General features: G+C 27.2%; 15 protein-coding genes. 10 read left to right on the top strand and 5 right to left on the bottom strand.

Annotation, left to right across the window (positions count from 1 at the left end; genetic code table 4):
* Positions 1 to 335 precede the first annotated feature (335 nt).
* The 3 genes from dcm to ACSH4Z_RS03005 all read left to right on the top strand — a co-directional run bounded on the left by dcm (position 336) and on the right by ACSH4Z_RS03005 (position 4,815).
* Entirely contained in the window at positions 336 to 1,568 is a 1,233-nt protein-coding gene (dcm, locus tag ACSH4Z_RS02995; protein ID WP_438340508.1) for a DNA (cytosine-5-)-methyltransferase, read from the top strand.
* Positions 1,561 to 4,440 carry a DUF262 domain-containing protein gene (locus ACSH4Z_RS03000; protein WP_438340509.1) on the top strand — a complete coding sequence of 960 codons (2,880 nt, stop codon included), beginning with the start codon at positions 1,561 to 1,563 and terminating at the stop codon, positions 4,438 to 4,440. The genes dcm and ACSH4Z_RS03000 overlap by 8 nt, the downstream gene beginning before the upstream one ends.
* Before the next feature lie 138 nt (positions 4,441 to 4,578).
* Positions 4,579 to 4,815, top strand: coding sequence for a transposase (locus ACSH4Z_RS03005; protein ID WP_438340510.1), 237 nt, complete (start codon positions 4,579 to 4,581; stop codon positions 4,813 to 4,815).
* 375 nt (positions 4,816 to 5,190) lie between these two features.
* On the opposite strand, the gene ACSH4Z_RS03010 is transcribed toward ACSH4Z_RS03005, so the two are convergent.
* From ACSH4Z_RS03010 to ftsY, 4 genes are all read right to left on the bottom strand, one after another.
* Positions 5,191 to 5,742: a ribosome-recycling factor gene (locus ACSH4Z_RS03010; RefSeq protein WP_438340511.1), complete on the bottom strand. Its 552-nt coding sequence runs from the start codon at positions 5,740 to 5,742 to the stop codon at positions 5,191 to 5,193.
* A gap of 7 nt (positions 5,743 to 5,749) precedes the next feature.
* Positions 5,750 to 6,478, bottom strand: coding sequence for a UMP kinase (gene pyrH / locus ACSH4Z_RS03015; RefSeq protein ID WP_438340512.1), 729 nt, complete (start codon positions 6,476 to 6,478; stop codon positions 5,750 to 5,752).
* Between the two features lie 91 nt (positions 6,479 to 6,569).
* On the bottom strand, positions 6,570 to 6,788 hold the full coding sequence (locus ACSH4Z_RS03020; protein ID WP_438340513.1) for a sigma factor-like helix-turn-helix DNA-binding protein: 219 nt from the start codon (positions 6,786 to 6,788) through the stop codon (positions 6,570 to 6,572).
* Complete coding sequence (ftsY, locus tag ACSH4Z_RS03025; RefSeq protein ID WP_438340514.1) at positions 6,788 to 7,843, bottom strand: signal recognition particle-docking protein FtsY; 1,056 nt, start codon at positions 7,841 to 7,843, stop codon at positions 6,788 to 6,790. The genes ACSH4Z_RS03020 and ftsY overlap by 1 nt, the downstream gene beginning before the upstream one ends.
* A gap of 90 nt (positions 7,844 to 7,933) precedes the next feature.
* Here ftsY and ACSH4Z_RS03030 point away from each other — a divergent pair, with 90 nt between their 5' ends.
* The gene (locus tag ACSH4Z_RS03030; protein WP_438340515.1) at positions 7,934 to 9,523 is read left to right on the top strand and encodes an MATE family efflux transporter; all 1,590 of its coding nucleotides are present in this window, start codon (positions 7,934 to 7,936) and stop codon (positions 9,521 to 9,523) included.
* A gap of 485 nt (positions 9,524 to 10,008) precedes the next feature.
* Here ACSH4Z_RS03030 and ACSH4Z_RS03035 read toward each other — a convergent pair whose 3' ends face one another.
* Positions 10,009 to 10,854: a leucine-rich repeat protein gene (locus ACSH4Z_RS03035; RefSeq protein WP_438340516.1), complete on the bottom strand. Its 846-nt coding sequence runs from the start codon at positions 10,852 to 10,854 to the stop codon at positions 10,009 to 10,011.
* Positions 10,855 to 10,932: 78 nt separating this feature from the next.
* On the opposite strand from ACSH4Z_RS03035, the gene uvrB reads away from it, so the two are divergent.
* The 6 genes from uvrB (at position 10,933) to ACSH4Z_RS03065 (ending at position 19,947) form a co-directional block, all read left to right on the top strand.
* On the top strand, positions 10,933 to 12,909 hold the full coding sequence (gene uvrB / locus ACSH4Z_RS03040) for an excinuclease ABC subunit UvrB (protein WP_438340517.1): 1,977 nt from the start codon (positions 10,933 to 10,935) through the stop codon (positions 12,907 to 12,909).
* Positions 12,910 to 13,043: 134 nt separating this feature from the next.
* Complete coding sequence (locus ACSH4Z_RS03045; RefSeq protein WP_438340518.1) at positions 13,044 to 14,366, top strand: MnuA family membrane nuclease; 1,323 nt, start codon at positions 13,044 to 13,046, stop codon at positions 14,364 to 14,366.
* Positions 14,367 to 14,478: 112 nt separating this feature from the next.
* Entirely contained in the window at positions 14,479 to 16,134 is a 1,656-nt protein-coding gene (locus ACSH4Z_RS03050) for a ribonuclease J (protein ID WP_438340519.1), read from the top strand.
* A gap of 278 nt (positions 16,135 to 16,412) precedes the next feature.
* The gene (locus ACSH4Z_RS03055; RefSeq protein ID WP_438340520.1) at positions 16,413 to 17,357 is read left to right on the top strand and encodes a hypothetical protein; all 945 of its coding nucleotides are present in this window, start codon (positions 16,413 to 16,415) and stop codon (positions 17,355 to 17,357) included.
* A 14-nt stretch (positions 17,358 to 17,371) separates the two neighbouring features.
* Positions 17,372 to 19,252 (top strand): hypothetical protein, encoded by a 1,881-nt coding sequence (locus ACSH4Z_RS03060; protein WP_438340521.1) that lies wholly within the window; start codon positions 17,372 to 17,374, stop codon positions 19,250 to 19,252.
* A gap of 29 nt (positions 19,253 to 19,281) precedes the next feature.
* Complete coding sequence (locus ACSH4Z_RS03065; protein WP_438340522.1) at positions 19,282 to 19,947, top strand: LemA family protein; 666 nt, start codon at positions 19,282 to 19,284, stop codon at positions 19,945 to 19,947.
* The last annotated feature ends 544 nt before the right edge of the window (positions 19,948 to 20,491 follow it).

Raw genomic sequence — 20,491 nt, forward strand, 5'->3', positions numbered from 1 at the left:
ATACTTTTTAAGAAAGATAATTTTTTATAAATTATTTTGTAAATATCATAATTTTATTCCAATGTAGCTTATCAATAAAAATTTCAATAATTATATGTTAATTATTAAACCCCCTTCTTTAAAAAATATATCGCTACACCGGATGATTATTTGAATTTTTATATGATATAATTTTTCTATGCGACAAAAAACTATCAATAAATTATTTTGTGTAGATAATATATATATATATATATATTATAGTTAAGAAGTTTCCATTTTTAAAGTATTCTCCTATTATTAATAGCAAGCCTTGACATTCTTAAAGAAATTTAAGAATTTTTTTTGTATTTTTGATGAGTAAAACAATAAACGTTTTGGAAACTTTTTCAGGTATAGGAGCACAAAATAAAGCAATTACAAACATAAACAAATTAAGAAATAAGGATGTGTTTAAGATAGCGGCCACCGCTGATTGAGATGCGCGTGCCAACATATCATATGCCACAATGCATCATAATTTACATGATAATTATCTAAAAATATTGGCAAATAATAATTTAACCACTGAGTTACAAGTGAACGAATTTTTGAAGCAGTTTTGTTTATCTCTTAACTCAAAAACACCTGCAAAGATTAAATCTAAAAGCCTTAAATTCAAAAAATATCTTGTTGCATCAATACTATTAAGTAATAATCAAGTAGATATTCGTAAGTTAGATCCAAATATATTAAAAAAACACAATATTGATTTAGTTACTTATTCCTTTCCTTGTCAAGGACTTTCGGTTGCAAATATGGGTAGAGCAAAAGGAATCAACAATGATGAATCTACTTCATCACTTGTTTGGCAAATCTATCGAATTTTGTCCAATTCCTATCATAAACCAAAGTACTTAATAATGGAAAATGTTAAGAATTTATTGTCTCAAAAATTTATGCCTGAGTATCAAAAATGAGTTGCGTTTCTTGATGAATTGGGTTATAAAACATTCACAACAGTAATTAATAGTTTAGATGCAGGTTCGATACAAAAAAGAGAACGTGTGTTTGCATTAAGTGTGTTAAAAAACATATATACTTCATTTAGTAATGATTTTGAGTTTCGTGATTTTATTAACAAAATAAATCAAGCAAAAAAATTAAGTCTCGAACAACGAAAAGAACGTTTTAAGAATATCTTTGATTTTAGAAGCAACACAAAAGAAAATATCGATATGTTGATTAATAACACACCTTCTCGACTAAGAATGGTTAATACACAAAAAATAATTAATGATTCTAAAAACTACATCATTAATACATTGACTACTAAACAAGATAGGATACCATGCACTGGAATTATTAAGTGCAAAAACAATAATAAAGCAAAACTTCAATATAGGTTTATAAGTCCACGTGAAGCATTTATGTTAATGGGCTTTGGAAAAGAAGATTATGACAAAATAAAACTTTTTTATGATGAAGGAATATTAACAAAAGAGTCATTACTTAAACAAGCAGGAAACTCTATTGTTGTTGAAGCAATTACGTCAGTGTTTAACGCTGTTGAAGAAATAGAAAAAATAAATGGAGATTTAAATGAGTAAAATAAGTAAGAAAGAGTGAAAAAAATTTTTTAGTAATAATGGATATATAAATTGAAAAATTGACACAAGTATTACAACATATATTGATAATTCTGTTGGTAATTGAATTCCAAATATCAATGATACAAATAAAAAAATATATATTTTTAATAGAAACAACAAAAAATACCAAGCTTTTTTAGGTAAGGAAAGACAAGGCATTTTATTCTATAGATCTAAAGATAATTTATACGCTCATTCAGTATATAGACAAATTATTGATGTTCTTTATAGTACAAGAATAGTTTCCAAAAAGAGTGATGATTATTACGTGAGCGATCAATTTATTACATTTTTAAATAGCAAAACTAGTAAAGATAATTCTTGATTAATATATCAATTCATAAGAGAAAATCTTGGTTCACTTTTAGAAGAATATATAATTAAACCTTTAGAATCTTTTGAGAACTATCAGTCCGATAGTGATGCAGATTACAAAAAAAATGAGGATTTACAAGTAACTAAATATTGGTTTAACGTTTTGCTAAGAGTTGATAAAAATTATTTAAGCCGCTATTTTATTAAATGTTGAGACATTGAACCTAAAGGGGCTGATTTTGATAAGTTCGTATCTAATATTGTGGGTGAAGACGGTTCACAAGAAAGCAATCAAGTATTAGAAATGTTTAGAAACATCATTGATAAAATAGCAAATATTACAAATGTTGCAAATATTATGTGGGAGCTTCAAGAGATAAATGATTTAGTTGATTTTAAGATACCAAACCTTAACAGTGAATATAGTAATCCATTTTTAGATAAACTGGACGATGCAACAACAACCATTAAGGAACTTTCGGAAATATTGTCTTTTAAAGACATTATTCAATCGCAAATAGCATTAAGATACCAAATACCTATATTTCAAAGATCATACTCATGAGATGAATATATCATTAATGGACTTTTTCAAAATATTTTAATTGATTCCAAAAACGCACGTCAAGGACATGATCAGACAACATTTTTGAATACTATAATTTTAATGAGTATTAATTATAAATACAATATTATTGATGGACAACAAAGAATAGTTTCGCTATTACTAATTTATTTAATGTTATTGAGAAAAGCTATGTCTCTCAATCAGGAAGAAGCTAAGAAAGTTTTATTGTCTGATAACGGGCATAACAACATTGAAATTATTAAGAAAATGCTAGAAGATTTTAAGTCTCAATGTCCTGAACACTACACTCAACTATACAATCTATTTTTTAACGTTAAAGAAGTCGACCGTTCAACAAGATTTTATGAAAATTACAATAAAATAGTGCGCAATTTCGATAAAGAAATAACAAAGGATAACATCAAATCAATATGTAAATACTTTTTGGATAATGTAAAAATTAATATTGTTTCTATACAAGAGTACAATAGAGGAGACCTAACTAAAATATTTCAAAATATAAATCAATATAGCAAGCGTCTTGGAGTTTTAGACTTATTAAGAAATTTAATTTTTCAGCACACAACAAACCGCGTAAATATTAATGAGTTTAATAAGACAGTTAATATTTATTTTAGAAAATCAAATAAATTAGATAATGATGAAGACATTAAAAAAATAGTGACATTTATTGATGCTTGACTTGTTAAGGAAGGTGAAGCAGATAAAATAGAAGAAATAAATTCAAACTACTACGATATTACAACTAGAACATTTGAAAAATTTAAAATTTTCACCTCTCATAATTCAAATGCGCGAAACATAATTTATGAATTATGAAAAGAGTTTGTATATTACGAATATGCATTTACTGGGTGCGTTGAAAAAATAGAAAATATTATAAAATCTAATTTAACCGTGTTTAAACATGAATGTGTAGAGTTTAAAAATTTTGTTGATGACTTTATTAAAAAAATTAAATATATTAATTTTATTAATTTGCAAATCAATAATATAACATCGGGTGGTTCTAAATCTATTTATGTTCCTTTAATCATATCAATCCTAAGCAAATTAAACTTTTTTCCAAATGTTGATTTAAATGAAGAAAATCTTATTATTTTGTCTAAAGTACTATACAAAATCGAAAAGTTTGACACATTATGGGAACTTGATTTTAAAGGACAATCTCTAGGTACATCAATAATTAATAAAACAAATAAATTGTTATTCAAAGATAATAAACCCGTAGATGTTGAATTTGTTAATCTAATTTATAAAGAACTTATTAAGATGCTATCGTTAAATGATGAAGACGATAAAAATATTAAATTATTGCGCGAACATCTTAATAATAAATTTAATTATGAAATAACTGATGAGAATTCATCATTTAAACCAGTGTCAAATAAACTGTATAAATTAATTATTGCACGTGTATTTAGTGGTTTCAAAAATATGCGCGAACAGCCATTTTGATATGAAAAGTTTAGAAGTGAAGATGAACGTCAAAATGATTTAAGCTATTTAAATTTAAGTTATGAACACATATTGCCGCAAAAACCTTCACCAGAAGATCGCAAAGATTTAAAAAATATGAATATTGATTTTAATACAGACTATATGACACTAGTTTACAAGATTGGTAATGGTGATTTAATGTTTAAGCCGGATAACTCAAGATTAAGTAATGAAATGGTTAAAGATCCAAGTAAATATAATATGGTATCAAAAACAAATTTTGCATTAAACACACCAATAATGTCCTTGCTACCTGATAAAGAAGGCAATTTTACTAAAATATCTTTTAGCCCAATAGTTGGAGAACCTATTAAATGTCTTGAGGATTTTAAAAATCGAAAAAAATCTATTGATGAACGTACAAATCAAATTATTGAAGCTTATATTTATATTATGTTTAGCGATAAAGCAAATAAATTAAAGTAATATTAATAGAAAATACACTATATAAAACATTAATTGTAAACAAAACAAAAATATCTATAGTCCCTAAGATGAAGTATCTAGATTCCTAGATATTTTCAAAGAAAAATGAGATTATAAGTATCACTATGTGCTTAAAAGTTGACAAAAAACATCGATGAACTAATTGCTTTCTTTAATTTTCTATCCGAAATTAGAAAGCTAATTTATATAACAATTATCATCGAAAATTTAAATAGAAATATTAGAAAAATATCAAGAAACAAAACTTCATTTCCTACTGATGACTATTTAAAAAAGATAGTTTATTTTGCAATCCAAAATCAGTTAGAAAAATGAAATAAAGTTGTTCCTAACTGAGGCCCTGTTTTTGTATAATAAATTTACATTTGTGTAATTGCTAATCTCAAATCACTTACTAAAAAGTAAGCTAGAGATTAACTTACACACTTTTTTACACTACCTTTAGAATTTGCACAACGGTTTTTTATTAAAAGAGACAGTTTGTTAAAAACCGTTTGTGAATTTATTAATAATTTAGGTTTAATTATTCTTTCTTTATTTTTTATAATTAAAAGACCCTTCCTAATAAAATTTCTTAAGAAAGGTCTAATAGATTTACACAAAACTTTTTTAGTTTTAATGAGATGCATTAATCTTTTATTATAGTTTTGCCTTTTTGCACAAGTATACTTCTTATAAATTTACTTATTTTTTTATTCTCAGTAATTCCGATGAACTATTTTGATTTTATTAAATTGTCATTAAATCTTTTTCTTTTATTTTAGTTAGTGAATTTATGTTTTCAATTGATTTGTCTATCTCTTTTTGGATTTGGTCCAAATAATTCTTTTGTAGATCTTCTGACAGTTCTTTATCTGCTTTGATGTGTTTATTAATATCCTGGCGGATTTGTCTTATCCCCACCTTTGCTTGTTCAGCGATTTGATTTAATAACTTAGTCATTTCCATACGTTTTTCTGTTGTCATTTGCGGATAAATTAATCTTAATTGATGTCCCATATTAATAATAGTAATATTTAGTTTTTGGTCTATAAGAGTTTTTTCAACTATTTTTAGAATTGCCATATCATAAGGTTTAACTAATAATTCTAATGGTCCATTTGAACTTATTGAAGCTAATTCATCTAAATTCATTCACGATTCATAGTAATTAATTTTAATTTTATTAATCAAAGCGGGGTTTGCTTTTCCGACAGCAACTTTTAATGATTGCACTTCAAAATTGTCGATTGTTTTTTTAATATTCTTTTTTAAATCTTCTATATAAAAACTTAACTCCATAATTCCTCTATTTTTTATTAGCAATGATTGTATTTGGTATCTTATTTTCAATAGCTCTTAATAATGCTTCATTTTCATTGATATCAAAAACTATTATATCAATATTATTTTCTTTTGCCATTGATGCAGCGGTTTGATCAATAACCTTAAGGTCTTTTTCAAGTAATTCATCATAAGTTAATGTATTGAATTTAATTGCATTTTTATTGAATTTAGGGTCACTATCATACACGCCATCAATATTGTTTTTACCCATTAATATTGCATCAGCTTCTATTTCGGAAGCATATAATGTTGAAGCGGTGTCTGTTGTAAAAAAAGGTCTACCAGTTCCGCCAGCAAAAATTACTACCTCGCCACTTTTTAGGTATTTTTTAGCCTTTTCATTTATATAAACCTCGCAAACCTTGGGATCTAGTGTTAATGAAGATAATACTCTAGTTTGTAATCCGTTATGTTCGAAACCCGATTGTAAGGCAAGTGCATTCATAGTCGTTGCTAGCATACCAATGTAATCAGCTCTAACTCTTTGAATACCATTTTTCGCAGCGCTTGTTCCTCTTCAAAAATTACCGCCGCCAACAACAATTGCAACCTCGACATTATTGGCAATAATAACTTTAAGTTGTTTAGCAAATTTTTCAACTAGCTCATAGTCAATAGCTAAATGTTTTTCTTTATTTGCTAATCCTTCTCCTGAAAGTTTTATTAAAACCCTTTTATATTTATAAGACATTAAATAACTCCTCTAAAAAGTTTTACTATTTTTAAAATTATATATTTTTTAAAATTAATATAACTATTTTAACTCAACAAAATAAGTACTTTTAACCCAGTTTCTTATCAAGCAATATAAGTTTTTGCCTTGCTTTTTTAACAGCATCAAATGCGCCCGGTCTTGACATTGCTAACTCATCAGCAATTTCAGCAAAAGATAAATCTTCAATTAAATGGAGATATAGGGCTTGCTTTTGTGATTGTGGTAATAATTGCCCATATTTATCAAACAATTTAATAATTTTTTCTCTTTCTTCAATATCTTCCATTATTCATTTATACCTTTCATTAAACCATAAATATATGAATCAAGATCAAATTCGGCTAAATCATCTATCCCTTCCCCTAAGCCTATGAATTTTACGGCTAGATTAATTTCATCTTTAATTGTTAATACAATCCCTCCCTTTGAGGTTCCGTCCATTTTTGTCAAAATAATTCCAGTTAGATTTGTCGCTTCGCCAAAAGCTTTTGCTTGTGAAATACCGTTTTGGCCAGTTGTAGCATCTAAAACTAATAAACTTTCATGAGGAGCGCCTGGTATTTTGGATTGCAGTACTTTATTAATTTTAGCTAATTCATTCATAAGGTTAATTTTGTTTTGCAATCTTCCTGCAGTATCAATTATCAGAACATCATAATTATCGTTTTTAACTTTATCAATTGCGCGATAAACAACTGCCGCAGGATCTGTTTCATTGTTAAGCGGTTTTACTATATCTGCGCCAACTTTATTAGCCCATATCTCCAACTGTTCAACGGCTGCAGCTCTAAATGTATCCGCAGCAGCAATTAAAACTTTTTTTTGTTCTTGAATTAATTTGTGAGCGATTTTAGATATTGAAGTAGTTTTACCAGAGCCATTAACACCGACAACCAAAATTACATTAATTCGGTTGTCTTGAACATTAAGACTTGTATCAATAATTGAATTAGAGGCGTAGAAAGTAAATAATTTGTCTGCAATAATTTCATTAATCAATTTAGGGTCTTGAATATTTTCGTTCTTAACTTCTTTTTTACATTCGTTAATTATTATTTGAACTAATTTTATTGAAATGTCTGACATAATAAGTAATTCTTCGAGTTCATCAAAGAAATTATCATCAATTTTATTATGCCTATTTTGTATTTGTTTAATGCTTTCAATGAATGAGGAATTTGATTTAGATAAACCTGCTATGTAATTTTCTAATTTATTTTTTTTGTTTAATTCTTTTGCAAGATTTTTCTTTTCCTTACTTTCTATTTTAGCTTGTTTTTTTGCAATTCTTTCCTCTTTTGTTCCAAAAAGTTTATCTTTTAGTTTTGACCAGAAACCCATAATTTCTCCTATATGTTTTGATATGATTTTATCTATATATTTTATTATAAAAATTATAATTATGTTTTTAGTAAAATTAATAGATAAACTATGAATATTAAAGCAATTGAAAACGACAAGTATTTTAAACAAAAATATAACTTCAAATATCTTTTAAGGTTATCTTTTCCCATTTTTATTCAGACATTATTTTTCGCCACAGTTACCATTGCGGGATCATTAGCTGTCAGCTTTTATAATCGTGTTTATCATGCTGATGGGTCTTACAATGGCTATTATTTTTATACTTTTGCAAAGATATTTGTTGTATATAAAATAATAACTTTCTTACCATTATTATTCCAACTTGGTGTTTTAGTTGTAGCATCCAATCTTTATGGTCAAGGAAAGCAAAAAGAAATTGCAAAACTTCTTTGATCAGCTTTTTATTTATCACTAATTTTGAATGGCGTAATATATTTAATTGTATTTTTTAGTGCTCCTAAACTTTTATCACTTTCAGGCGCTAAAAATACTTTTATTATTGGTTGAAAAAAGGAAGTTGACTATAACAATTTTATAAGTAATTTAAAGAAATCTAACTTAAAATTAGAGCAGGTTTATCAACTTGATTTAAATCATAAAATATTTGTTGGTGGATTTGCTGATGGGATCAATTATATTCCAACTAATGTTGAAGTAGAAGTTAAAAATGAACATAGTTTTGCTATAAAATTTTTAAGAATTGGTACTATTGATATTTTTATAACTTCCATTGCCTTTATAATGAATTCTTCATTGCAAGCAATAAAGAAAAATAAACTTGCTATAATTGGCGTAATTGTTGGAACAATTGTTAGAACAATTTGAATTTTTATGATTCTATTTGTAATAAAAAATGCATTCCTAGCCTCACTTGAAATTATCATAGGTTCATTAATTAATATTGTGATATCTAGTATCTTAGTGAAAAAATATGTTGTCAAGAACCATAAAATTAAGTTTAAAGAAACATGGAATAATAAATATATTAAGGAAATTCTTAAAATTGGTTTCCCGATCTCACTAGAAACAGGGATTTGATTTGTTTCGCAATATTTATTATCCAAGGCTATTCCGGACGCTAAATTAAATGATAGGTTTATTGGTCTTTGAAGGGCTCTGAATAATATCTATGATTTATTCGCTGCTTATTTGCTAGCATTAAGTTATGTTACCTCATCTGTTGTGGCAACACAAATCGGAAAAAATAAACTTGATAAGGCTAAAAAAATTGGTAATTTAGCTTATAAAACTGGTTTTATAGTTCAGCTATTATTCGGCATTTTGGGAATTATTTTAACTTACCCCTTGTTTAAAATATATTCAATAGAGACAAAATTAATAAACCAATATTGTTACATTTTAATGAGCGTTTTTGCAATTAAATCATTGATGGATGTAGGGCCATTAACAACATTAAGATCTTTGTGGGGAGCCAATGATGTTTGAATGTCTAATTTAATTTCTATATTCACAATGATTGGATTACAAACTAGTTTTGTATATATTCTAATTCTTTTTGGAAGCAATAATATAAGTCAAGAAATATTTTTAATAAGTTTAAGTTCTATTGCAATAATTGATCCACTATTTAGGACTTTATTATATTTGTTACGCTGAAATACAGAAGCTTGGAAGAAATTTGCAAAAAAACTTTAAAGCAGCAAATATCTAAAATTAAATTATTGATTTTTTAAAAAAAGAATTATTATGTTATGTTCATAGTATAAAATAAGCGTTAATATAATGGCGATGCACTATTTTTTTAAAAATATATAATGTGCAAATGTTATTTTTTGTGGATATTTTTTCACCTTTTTGAGGAGCAGCATAATATAAGCCACCTTCTTTGTTATGAAATAGATAATAAAGATTAATGAATAATTTTTAAGAATTAATAGGCAAATAAAGCAAGGATATTTTTATATTTTTTCTTAATATTTAATTACGAAATCATATCGTTTAATAAAACAATCTTTAAGATTAAAATTTTAATGCTTATGATTAAATAAATCAAATATTTAATAAAGTTATGCCTAATTAATTTTAGATAATAGGTTTTAGCTTAAAATCGGAATAATTAAATAGTTTTTAATCCAAAAAACAAAAAATAAATAAAAAATCAGCCATTAGCTGATCAAAAATTATTTGATTGAATAGTGAAGATCATTGTTTTCTTTAAGCGCGTTAGTTAGTTGTTTTTTAACAGTATCATTTTCAATGGTTAATTCTACGCTATGAGCATCACTATTTTTTCCAAAGAAGAAAAACATTTTTTCTGAAACACGAGTAACATTTTTTGGTAAGTTAAGCATTGTAAATTCATTTAGCGCCAATGCCGAGTCTTCAATAGTGTTAATGTTCTTTAAATTTATTTGAGTTAATTTATTTTTAGCGAGAACACCAAAACTTAGTTTTTTTAGTCTTGCCGCGGCTTCGATATTGATTGAAGTTATTTGATTGTTATAGAATGCTTTTTCATTTATTTCTGCAATTGATGATGGTAGTTCTACTTTAGTTAATCTGTTGTTTGCAAAAGCTTCATCTTCAATTTTTGTTAGGTTATTTGAAGAAATATCAAATTGAATTTCTTTTAATCCTAAATTGGCAAAAGCGCCTTTTTCAATAATTTCTAAACTGCTAGGAAGGATAATTTTTTCTATATTAATCTCATTTTTTTTAATATCAAAGATTCCTGGTGCAGCAAGAAATTCAGGAGCTGCATGCGATTGTTCATTAGTGTTTAAAAACAAACCATGTAATGAATTTCCTGAGAAGGCTCCAGCTGGAATAACCTTTAGATTAGTTTTGCTTAAATCTAGTGTTTTAGTATCTTTTTTGTAGTTTTCTCTACCAGCCGTTCCTAAAACGAAGGCTTTCGCAAAATCATTCAATGATTCGCCTCTCGAACACGAAACAACTAGGGCAGTAGAGATGCAAGGAACAGAAATACTTGTTAATGTTAATAATATTTTTTTTGCTATCTTCATAATTAACTAATTGTATCATAATTTTATATAGAAGGGATGTTTCTGATAGATAAATATGCTTAGTATATAATTTAAATTATGAAGAATTTTAAACTTGTTTCTGACTATAAGCCATCTGGCGACCAACCCCAAGCAATTGATAAATTAATTCAGGGGTTAAAAGAGGGCAAAAAACATCAAGTTTTATTAGGCGTTACGGGGTCAGGTAAAACATTCACCTTGGCCAATGTTATTCAAAATAGCAATAGACCCGCTTTAGTGATTAGTCATAATAAAACTTTAGCTAGCCAATTATATAACGAACTTAAAGAACTATTTCCCGAAAATAAAGTTGAATACTTTGTTTCATATTTTGATTATTATCGTCCTGAATCTTATTTGCCTAAAGATAATTTGTTTATTGAAAAGTCATCTACAATTAATAAGGAAATTGAATCAATGAGAATTTCAGCTTTTAATTCATTACTCAATAGAAGGGACACTATTGTTGTCGCATCTGTTGCAGCAATTTATGGCGCTTTTAATCCACATGAGTACAAGAAATATTTATTAAATATTTATGTCGGAATGGGCATAAGCATCAAGGAAATAAAATATTCATTAGTACAAATGGGCTATCAAAATAAAAAGATCTATCCTGATATTGATTTTGGTGAATTTTCTGCATATGGTTCTGTCTTAACAATATGCCCTGGTTATAAGCATAATGGCCAAATAAGAATAGAAGTTAATGAGAATAATATAATTGAGAGTATTAAAATAATTAATTCTATAACTAAGGATGTTATCGAAATTATTAGCAGTACTACCATTTTTCCATGTACCACTTATATCATGAATAAAGATTGAATTCAAATGATATCTGCAGAGATCAAAGATGAATTATCTAGCCAGCTAGATTTTTTCAAATCGAATAACAAACTCCTTGAGTATGAAAGGCTAAATGAGCGTATTAATGCTGACATTGCTTCTATTGAAGATTTTGGTTATACAAAAGGCATGGAAAATTATTCAAGATATCTTGATCGTAGACTGCCAGGTCAAAAACCTTATACAATGTTTGATTATTTGCCAAAGGATGCTGTGATTTACATCGATGAAAGTCACTTATTATTACCGCAATTGGAAGGAATGTATCTCGGTGATAAATCGAGAAAAGATACTCTTGTTGAATATGGTTACCGTTTACCATCTGCTCTTGATAATAGGCCATTAAAATATGAAGAATTTTTTGAGTATGATTTTCCTCGCATTTATATGTCTGCAACACCAAGCAAAAAAAGAGAAATTGAATATGCTAATGGTGAGGTTATTACACAGATTATTAGGCCAACTGGGCTGTTGGATCCAGAAATTGAGATTATGCTTAAAGAGAATCAACAAGCCAAAATATATGATTTACTAAAATCACAGATTCAAAGAAACGAAAGAACATTAATATTAACCTTGACAAAAGAAAGCGCAGAAGAATTTTCGGATTTTTTAAAAGAAAAAAAATTTAAATCAGCTTACATTCATCATGAATTAGAAATTTTTGAAAGAAATGCTATTCTAGCGGGACTTCGCATGGGAAAGTTCGACGTTGTAATAGGAATTAATTTATTGAAAGAGGGCATTGATTTACCTGAAGTTAGTTTAATTATTGTTTTGGATGCCGATTTAAACGGATTTTCAAGAGATACATCTTCACTTATTCAAATTGTTGGCAGAGCCGCAAGAAACGACCATGGAAAAGTAGTTTTCTTTGCTGATAAAGTTTCTGAAGCAATGAAAGAAACTATAGATGATAATTTAAAAAAGAGAGAAATTCAAATAAAGTTTAACAAAGAACACAATATTATTCCAAAAACGGTTATTAAACCGATTCCCAAAATTAATGTTGATCTTATTTTGAATTCTAAATTTGGTAATGATTATAAATTAAAGGCTAAAAAGTCATACATTAATGAATTAATTAGAGAGATGCAGCTAGCTTCAAAGAAATGAGATTTTGCAAAAGCTCAGGAAATAAAGGATTTGTTATTTGAATTAGGTTATGATTTTGATAAAAAATAGCTTAAATTAAAAACAAAAATTTATAATTTTATTTTTTTAAAATTTTATAGTAAATATTGCAAATTTAAAAGAGGGCAAACCTAAACTATATATCTCCTAGATGATATTTTTTATAAAGTAGTAAAATTTATATTATGAAAAATAAAAGCAAAAAGATGAAAATATTATTATCACTATGTGCATCACCACTTGTGTTGTTGCCATTGATTGCTGCAAGTTGCGGTAATAAAAATAATAATGATGTTGATCATAGCAAAAAGCCAGAAGAAAAGGAAAGCCAAGAAAAAGATAATGGAAATAATGACCAGGACTTAAAACAAAATCCTGAAAAAGAAAAAAAAGAAGAAGGAAATAAGGATACAAAGGATTCTGGCCAAGATAAGGGCGACGATAATAAAGAACAAAATAATGGATCAAGTGATTCTTCATCTACTCCACTACCAAAGAATCCTGGTGAAACTGAGCATAATAAAGATGATGAAAAGAAGGACAAAGAACCTTTGCAACCCGATCCAAGTGGCGACAATAAAGTTAAATATGGGCATTGAAATATTTTAAATTTCACAGGTGATTTAACAAAACAAGAAAAGAAAACCAAAAGAATTGCTTATCTAGCAAAACAAGAAAATTTTGATGTTTTGGGCCTAACTGAGGTTGATAATGCCGATGGTGTCAAAAATATTGTTGATGAAATGAATAAATTATCAAGTTCAAATATGTATGCATACATAGCTTCAAAAAAATTGAAAGGCGATAAATTTGGACCTAATGTTGCAGAGCATGTAGCAGTTATATATAACACAAAGGAAATGGAACCAGAAGCATTCTCAAATGGCGAAATTGGTTATAGTTATACACAAGAATTCACTATTAATTCTAGTGAAAAGGCCCAATATGCAAGACCTCCCTATGGTATAAAATTTAAATATAAATTAAAACCAGATGTTAAACTAACTTTTGTATTCGATCATTTTGACGCTCCAGGGGTTTCTAAATCAAATAGGGCAATCGGTGAAAAAACAAAAAAAGGGGTTGGAACATTCGAATATAGAGAGGGCCAACAACTAGTTAATGTATTAGATTATTTTGATTCAATAGACGGACCTCAAAGCAATATTTTCTTTGGCGGAGACACTAATATAAAACACGGAAAACAATCATTTGTTTTTAGCACACTCAAAGAAAAATATAAGTCTGTGTTTGGTGACACTGAAAAATTCAGCACATCACTTGGTACAACCAAAAGATTCTCAGAACCATATGATAAACTTTTTTATAAAACCGATTATAAACTTGAAGAATCTGGCATCTTTGATATTTATAAAACAAAAGAGGATAGCAAACTTGTTGAAGAATTAACAAAATTGGGAATTGAAATTGGTCAAAATGAAAAAATCCGAAATGGTTCTGTGCTTTCGGATCATACTTATGTGTGGGCTGAGTTCCTAATTAAATAAAGCGTAGACCGCTTTATTTTTTTTAATTTCTTATAGAAATAAAAAAAGTTGCTAAAATTATTTTAATTAAATTCTTATAAGATTTCAATGAATAATTTTGATATGGGGGAATATGAACAAAATAAATTTTTTTGCACTAGGTGGATTGGATGAAAATGGTAAAAACTCTTATGTTTTGGAGATTAATGAAAAACTTTTTATTATTAATTCAGGAACTAAGGTGCCAATAAATTCGCATAACGGGATTGATACTTTAATTTGCAATTATGATTACCTTGTGAAAAGAGAGAAAGATATTGTTGGAGTGTTTATAACCGACGTTAAAAATGAATCATTTTCTGCTATTCCTTGATTATTAATGAGAATTCCCAACCTAAAAATTTATACAAGTCCATTTAATCGTATTGTTATTATGGATAGAATTTCAAAATACAATATCAATAATCATAGTTATGATGTAAAAACAATTAGCATGCCTATTGAATTTAATGATGTAGTTGTTACTCCTTTTGATCTAGCTGGTGGATTGATTGGACAAATAGGTTTTAACTTTGAATATAAGGATGGAAATATTCTCTTTATGGCAAATTTTGTTGATGGAGACTTGGGTCCTTATGGAAAAACTGATGTTCCTAAAATTAGACAAATTATCAATAATGGAAAGAAATTGCAGTTATTAATCTTAGATTCCGGGCATTCGAATTACCCTGGAAGAAGTATAGATAAACTTTGAATTTCAAAAAAAATTGAATATAAATTCAAGGAAACCCCTAATAACAAGAGAATAATAGTTGGTTTGTATGATGAAGATATGATAACAGCACACGAAGTTTTAGTTCTAGCCAAAAGATATAATCGTCCTGTTGTTACATATGGAAGAAATTATTCGCAATTTATTAATTTAGTATCAAAAATTAATCCAGATCTTCAATTACCAGAATTCATTGATTATCGTGTTGCTAATGAAACAAAGAATGCAGTAATTCTTGTTACTGGTGCTATTGAAAGGTTATATTTAAGATTTATTAGAATCGCATCAAATAATGACGTTTATTTAAAACTTAGATCTGATGATGCAGTAATAATAATTGCGCCTCCTGTAAATGGCCTTGAAGTTAATTACGCATTGACATTAGATGAAATAGCAAGAAACACACCAAATTTAATTGAATTAAGCTCAGATCAGTATTATTCATGTAATCCTGCTAAAGAAGATATATACAATATAATCAAAACATTAAAACCAAAATATTTTATTCCTATACAAGGACTTTATCGTTATTTAGTGGTTGCATCTCATGTAGCGCGTGATGCAGGAATGAATTTTGGCAATTGTATAATTTTGCAAAATGGTAAAGTGGCAGAATTTTTAAACAATGAGCTTATATCCCAAAAACATTCTATTAAATCTGTTGGGGATACAATTATCGACGGTTTTGGCGTTGGCGATATTTCTCAGGAAGTAATTAATGAACGCGAAAATCTTTCGAGAGACGGAGTTATTGCAATAAGCACTTTAGTTGATTATAAAACCAAACAACCAATTGGCCAACTTCATATTTCTTCTTATGGTATAATCACTAAAGACAATAAAGAAACTATTACCTTAATTGTTAATGACATGGTTTCCAAAGAATTTAAGGATAAAAAGGCTAATGATATTGATTTAAAAGAAATACAGGAAAAATTACGGAAAAGTATAAAAAGAAAAATATTTAAGGTGCTATCAAAAGAACCAATGATTGTTATAACTTTATATGAAATTTAGAGGATAATATGGCATCAGAAGCAAATATTGAAAATGATACAAAACAAGAGCAAATTCCTAAAAAAATAAAAAGAAAAAAGACATATTTTTGATCCAAAGACAAACCTTTTATTTGGACTATGATATGTTTTATAGTTGTGTTTTTTACTGTTGTATCTTTTTTAAATGTTAAGGGCTTGACGACAATACATACATACACTTTTGGAATGTTTTTTGGTTTATTTTCTCCTATTTTTTTTCTATATTTGTTTTTTTTAGCAATTAAGAATATCTTTAAAATGAAAAACACATATTCTGTTGGTGTTTTCCATTTTAGCTTATGGCGGCTTTTGTTTATTTTTATTGCGCTAATTTTATTGGGCACATCAATTTACTATGCTAAATTGAAGCCGGCACCATATAATTCTAAAAATGCTTTTTTAGCAATATTTGATAAATGGTATTCTGATTTTAAGAATGAACAAAATTTATGATTGCCAAATAAATGAAATGCAGGTTTGATTAATTCATTTATATATGTGGCGATGGCTTTTCCTGGTAATAAGATTGGAATCGTTTTATCGTTTATCATTCCTATCATTATTTTGGTAATTAGCTTATGTTTCTTTTTTATTAGTGATTTAAAATTGAAGAAAATATCACCAAGAAATAAAAAGCTAAAAAGAGATATGGAAGTAAATAATCTTAATGCTAACTTAGACAAGAAAGATATTTTTTCTGAAGATAATGCCACCAAGGAGACAATACTGATTGATGATACATCAATAGTACAAAGTCAAGAAGTATACATTCTTGATGATAACGCCTTAAGTGATTCGAGAGAGGTAACTGCTGATAGTATATGTATAATTCCAGATGAACCTGATTTTAGCACGCAGGAATTTGAAGCATCAATGTATGATGATCAAAATCGAGAAAATATTACTAATGGCTTAATTGATGAGCAAAACATTAGTACTCTAAATTCTGGTGATTTGGATATTAATCCGGCGGGCCTAAAAAAAATTGATGAGCAACAAAAAATATTGATTGATAAACAAGAAGAATCTGTTGTTTTAAAAAATGAGGAAGTTAATAAAAAAGAAAATATTTTTGATCAGGATGATCTAGGCATTGAAAAAAAGAAAGATTTTAAAATTAATAGTGCTATTAATAATAAGAAGCAATATGAAAAGCCAAAACAAAACTTTACTTTGATAAAAGATAAAGAAGATCTATTTTAAGGAATAATTAAGATATGAATGCAAGTACTTTGGAACAAAACAAATTCAAGAAAATAGACTGAAATAAAATTTTTTCCAACCAGATTAATACTTTATACGAACCATTAGCATTTAATATTAAGCCAGCTCTTGATAAAATTTTTGAGGAAGAAGTCTATAAGAATAATGAAAACGAAATTAAAATTGTTGATGAAAATATTAATAAAATAAAAGAACTAGAGCAAGAAATTATCAAGAACAAGAAGGAAAACAAAATTAATTCTAGGAAATTCGTTAATGGTTTGATAATTTTTCTTTTCTTTTTAATAATAGGTTTATTTTTTATCCCTATTTTTAATAATAATAAAAAAACTATTAAAGATTTCAAAGAATTCAAAAGTAAAAAGCTATCTATTATTCAAACGAAAATAAATGAAAATAATAGTATACTAGCAACAATTTTTAATAAGTATTCAATGTTGGAATGAAAAAATAAAGTTTTAGCACTAATGGATATTAAAAAAATATATGGAATTTGCGAAAAGGAATTTAGTCCTATTTTTAATAGAGATGACTTTTACGGTTTTAGTGCGATAGAAAAATATAAAGTTAGAAATTCTTATTTTTATGATGTTTTATATAACATTGAAGAATGAAGAGATGTTGTAACACGAGGTGTTGGATATATTACTGTTAGGACTAAGGACTCGTGAGTAGAAGAAGCTGTTTATGCCTATCATACAGAGCCTACACCATTTATAGTGCCCATGCATGCCTTAAATATTCCAACAAATTATCGTCCTGATCTAAGCTTTATTGAAACTCGAGAATATTTAAACGAGAAAGAATATAATAAGCTTTTTAGAAAAGGAGAATTTTTACTCGAAAGACCGGAATTTTATAAAAATTACAATTTTAATTATGATAATCAAATTGGTTTTATAGACTATTTTAAGGTTAAAACGCAAGAAAATTTTATTAACTATGCGCAATATTTTGGTTATCCAGGACCACTATTTAGTAAGTATAAAAATAATATATTGCTTTCAAGAGTTTATAATGAGGAAAAAATCGGTTATTCCTCATTGCATAATTGGATGGGATTTTTATTTGATTTAAATAATCTGATTACTATTGGCGACATATATTCAAGAATGCTTTTAATCATTGCAAATAATTTAATACCTGTATTTAAGGCAATAACTAAGGCATACTTAAATCCAAATATTGCATCAGAAAAATATGAAAAACGGGGCGAGAGATATTTATCCGATTATGTTTATGAAGATGCTAGTGTTGGTGAGGATAAAACAGACTTTTTTAATTATTTTGATGTAATTAATAAAGCAATTACTGGAAATAAGTTTTCAATGAAAACAAAAGATAATGCTCGTGAATTATATGTTAAATATGTAGAACAAGTTGTTGATAGAGAATATAAGAAAGATACTGGAATAAAGCGCTCAAATGCCCTTATTTTAAAGATTAGTATTGATTCATATTGAAAAGAGCAACTTATTGATGAAGTATATAAAAGCGGGATTATTATTAAGGTGCCATTTGAAAGGTTTCATTTATTTACAGAAGAAAAATTTATTATTTGAATTCCTTCTGTTTCCTTAAATGAAGATAATGATTTTGTATCATATGGTGATTTGTTTCGAGAAAATTCAATTTCAAATTCATTTATGGATGCAGCGAAATATACAGATAAATATTTAGCCTTTAATAAGAGCTTGCATAATAATAGAAGTAATGAACTAGATGATTGCCTTTTGTTTGTTAACAGAATAAAAAAATCGCTTATTTCTAATAAAGATTATAAAATATCAATTGATAGCAACGGTACATATATTTATATAAATGAAAAAATTAGTGAAGATGAGATAAATAAAATTTTTGCTATGTTTAGATAGTATAATTATTTAATCATAAAGGAGGCAATATGCTATTTGATTCAAGAACACCTCAATCAAATGAAGGGTTTAAGCCTAATGTTGATAATTCAATCAAAATTCCACAACCAACTAAAGGTGAAAGAACGTTATTTATAATTTTATGTATTATAACAATCGGAATAATACTATTAGTTGCCATTCGCAAAAGAAATGAACTACTTGAAAGAATGAATAGAATTCAAGAGGCATCTTCTCTTATTCAAGCGGCTGAAAAGAAAAGAAGAGCAACATTGATTAAACAACTTGATGTTGTTAAAGGATATGCCGAATATGAACAATCAACTCAGAAAGAAATAATTAAACTACGTTCACAATTAGTTGACATAGAGGGAGAAAAAGACGTCAAAAAAGTATCAGATACGTTAAATTCAGTTCAAAGAGCAATTAATATTCAAATTGAACAATATCCAAATCTAAAAGCTGATAGATCATATCTTCAATTTCAAACCGAAATTGCTATTCAAGAAGATGAAATTTATGCAACTATTAGAAACTATAATGCTCAAGCAAGAAGTTTTAATGCTGAAATTTATAAATTTTGAACAAACATTGTTGCTAATAAGAACAATATTTATAACCAACCACTATTTCAAGCTAGTGAAGTAGAAAGACAAGATGTTGATACTAGCAGTTTAACAGGCGCGTTTAAATAATAAAAATATCAAAACAAATCAAACACGGTCAAAAAATCCAGGCACACTTGTGCCCGGATTTTTTAAAATTAAATTTAATCATGTGCGATAGTCAAATATAAAAGAACAGATTAGATCTTTTTAAACAAATAAGGGATTGCGCCCATGGCATTTAAAAGCAGTATTTAAAAGAAGCTAGCAGCTTTAAAATATAAAAAAATATGTAAAAAATATATATTTTAGCAAAAGGTAATTTAATATAAAAAGTGGCAAAGTCCTAAAAAAGGAACTGGTTTCGAAAAGGCTGAGAACTAAAAAATAATAACAATTTACGAAAAGTAGGAGAAGAAAAGGATTTAAATTTTGCACTTGTTGATTATGTAAAGATAGAGATATGTTAAATATTGTAGTTACTGATGTTTTTGTATATTAGAATACTAAAAAATATATTAATAAAGTTATGTTTATTTGCATTTTATTCCTTAAAATGAAAAGAAAAATATCACTTGTTAGGCAGAACAACATATTAATTAGAAAATTTTACATTTATTAATATTAACCATGC

This window comes from Mycoplasma sp. 125 (assembly GCF_051549845.1).
Lineage (GTDB): Bacteria > Bacillota_I > Bacilli_A > Mycoplasmatales > Metamycoplasmataceae > Metamycoplasma.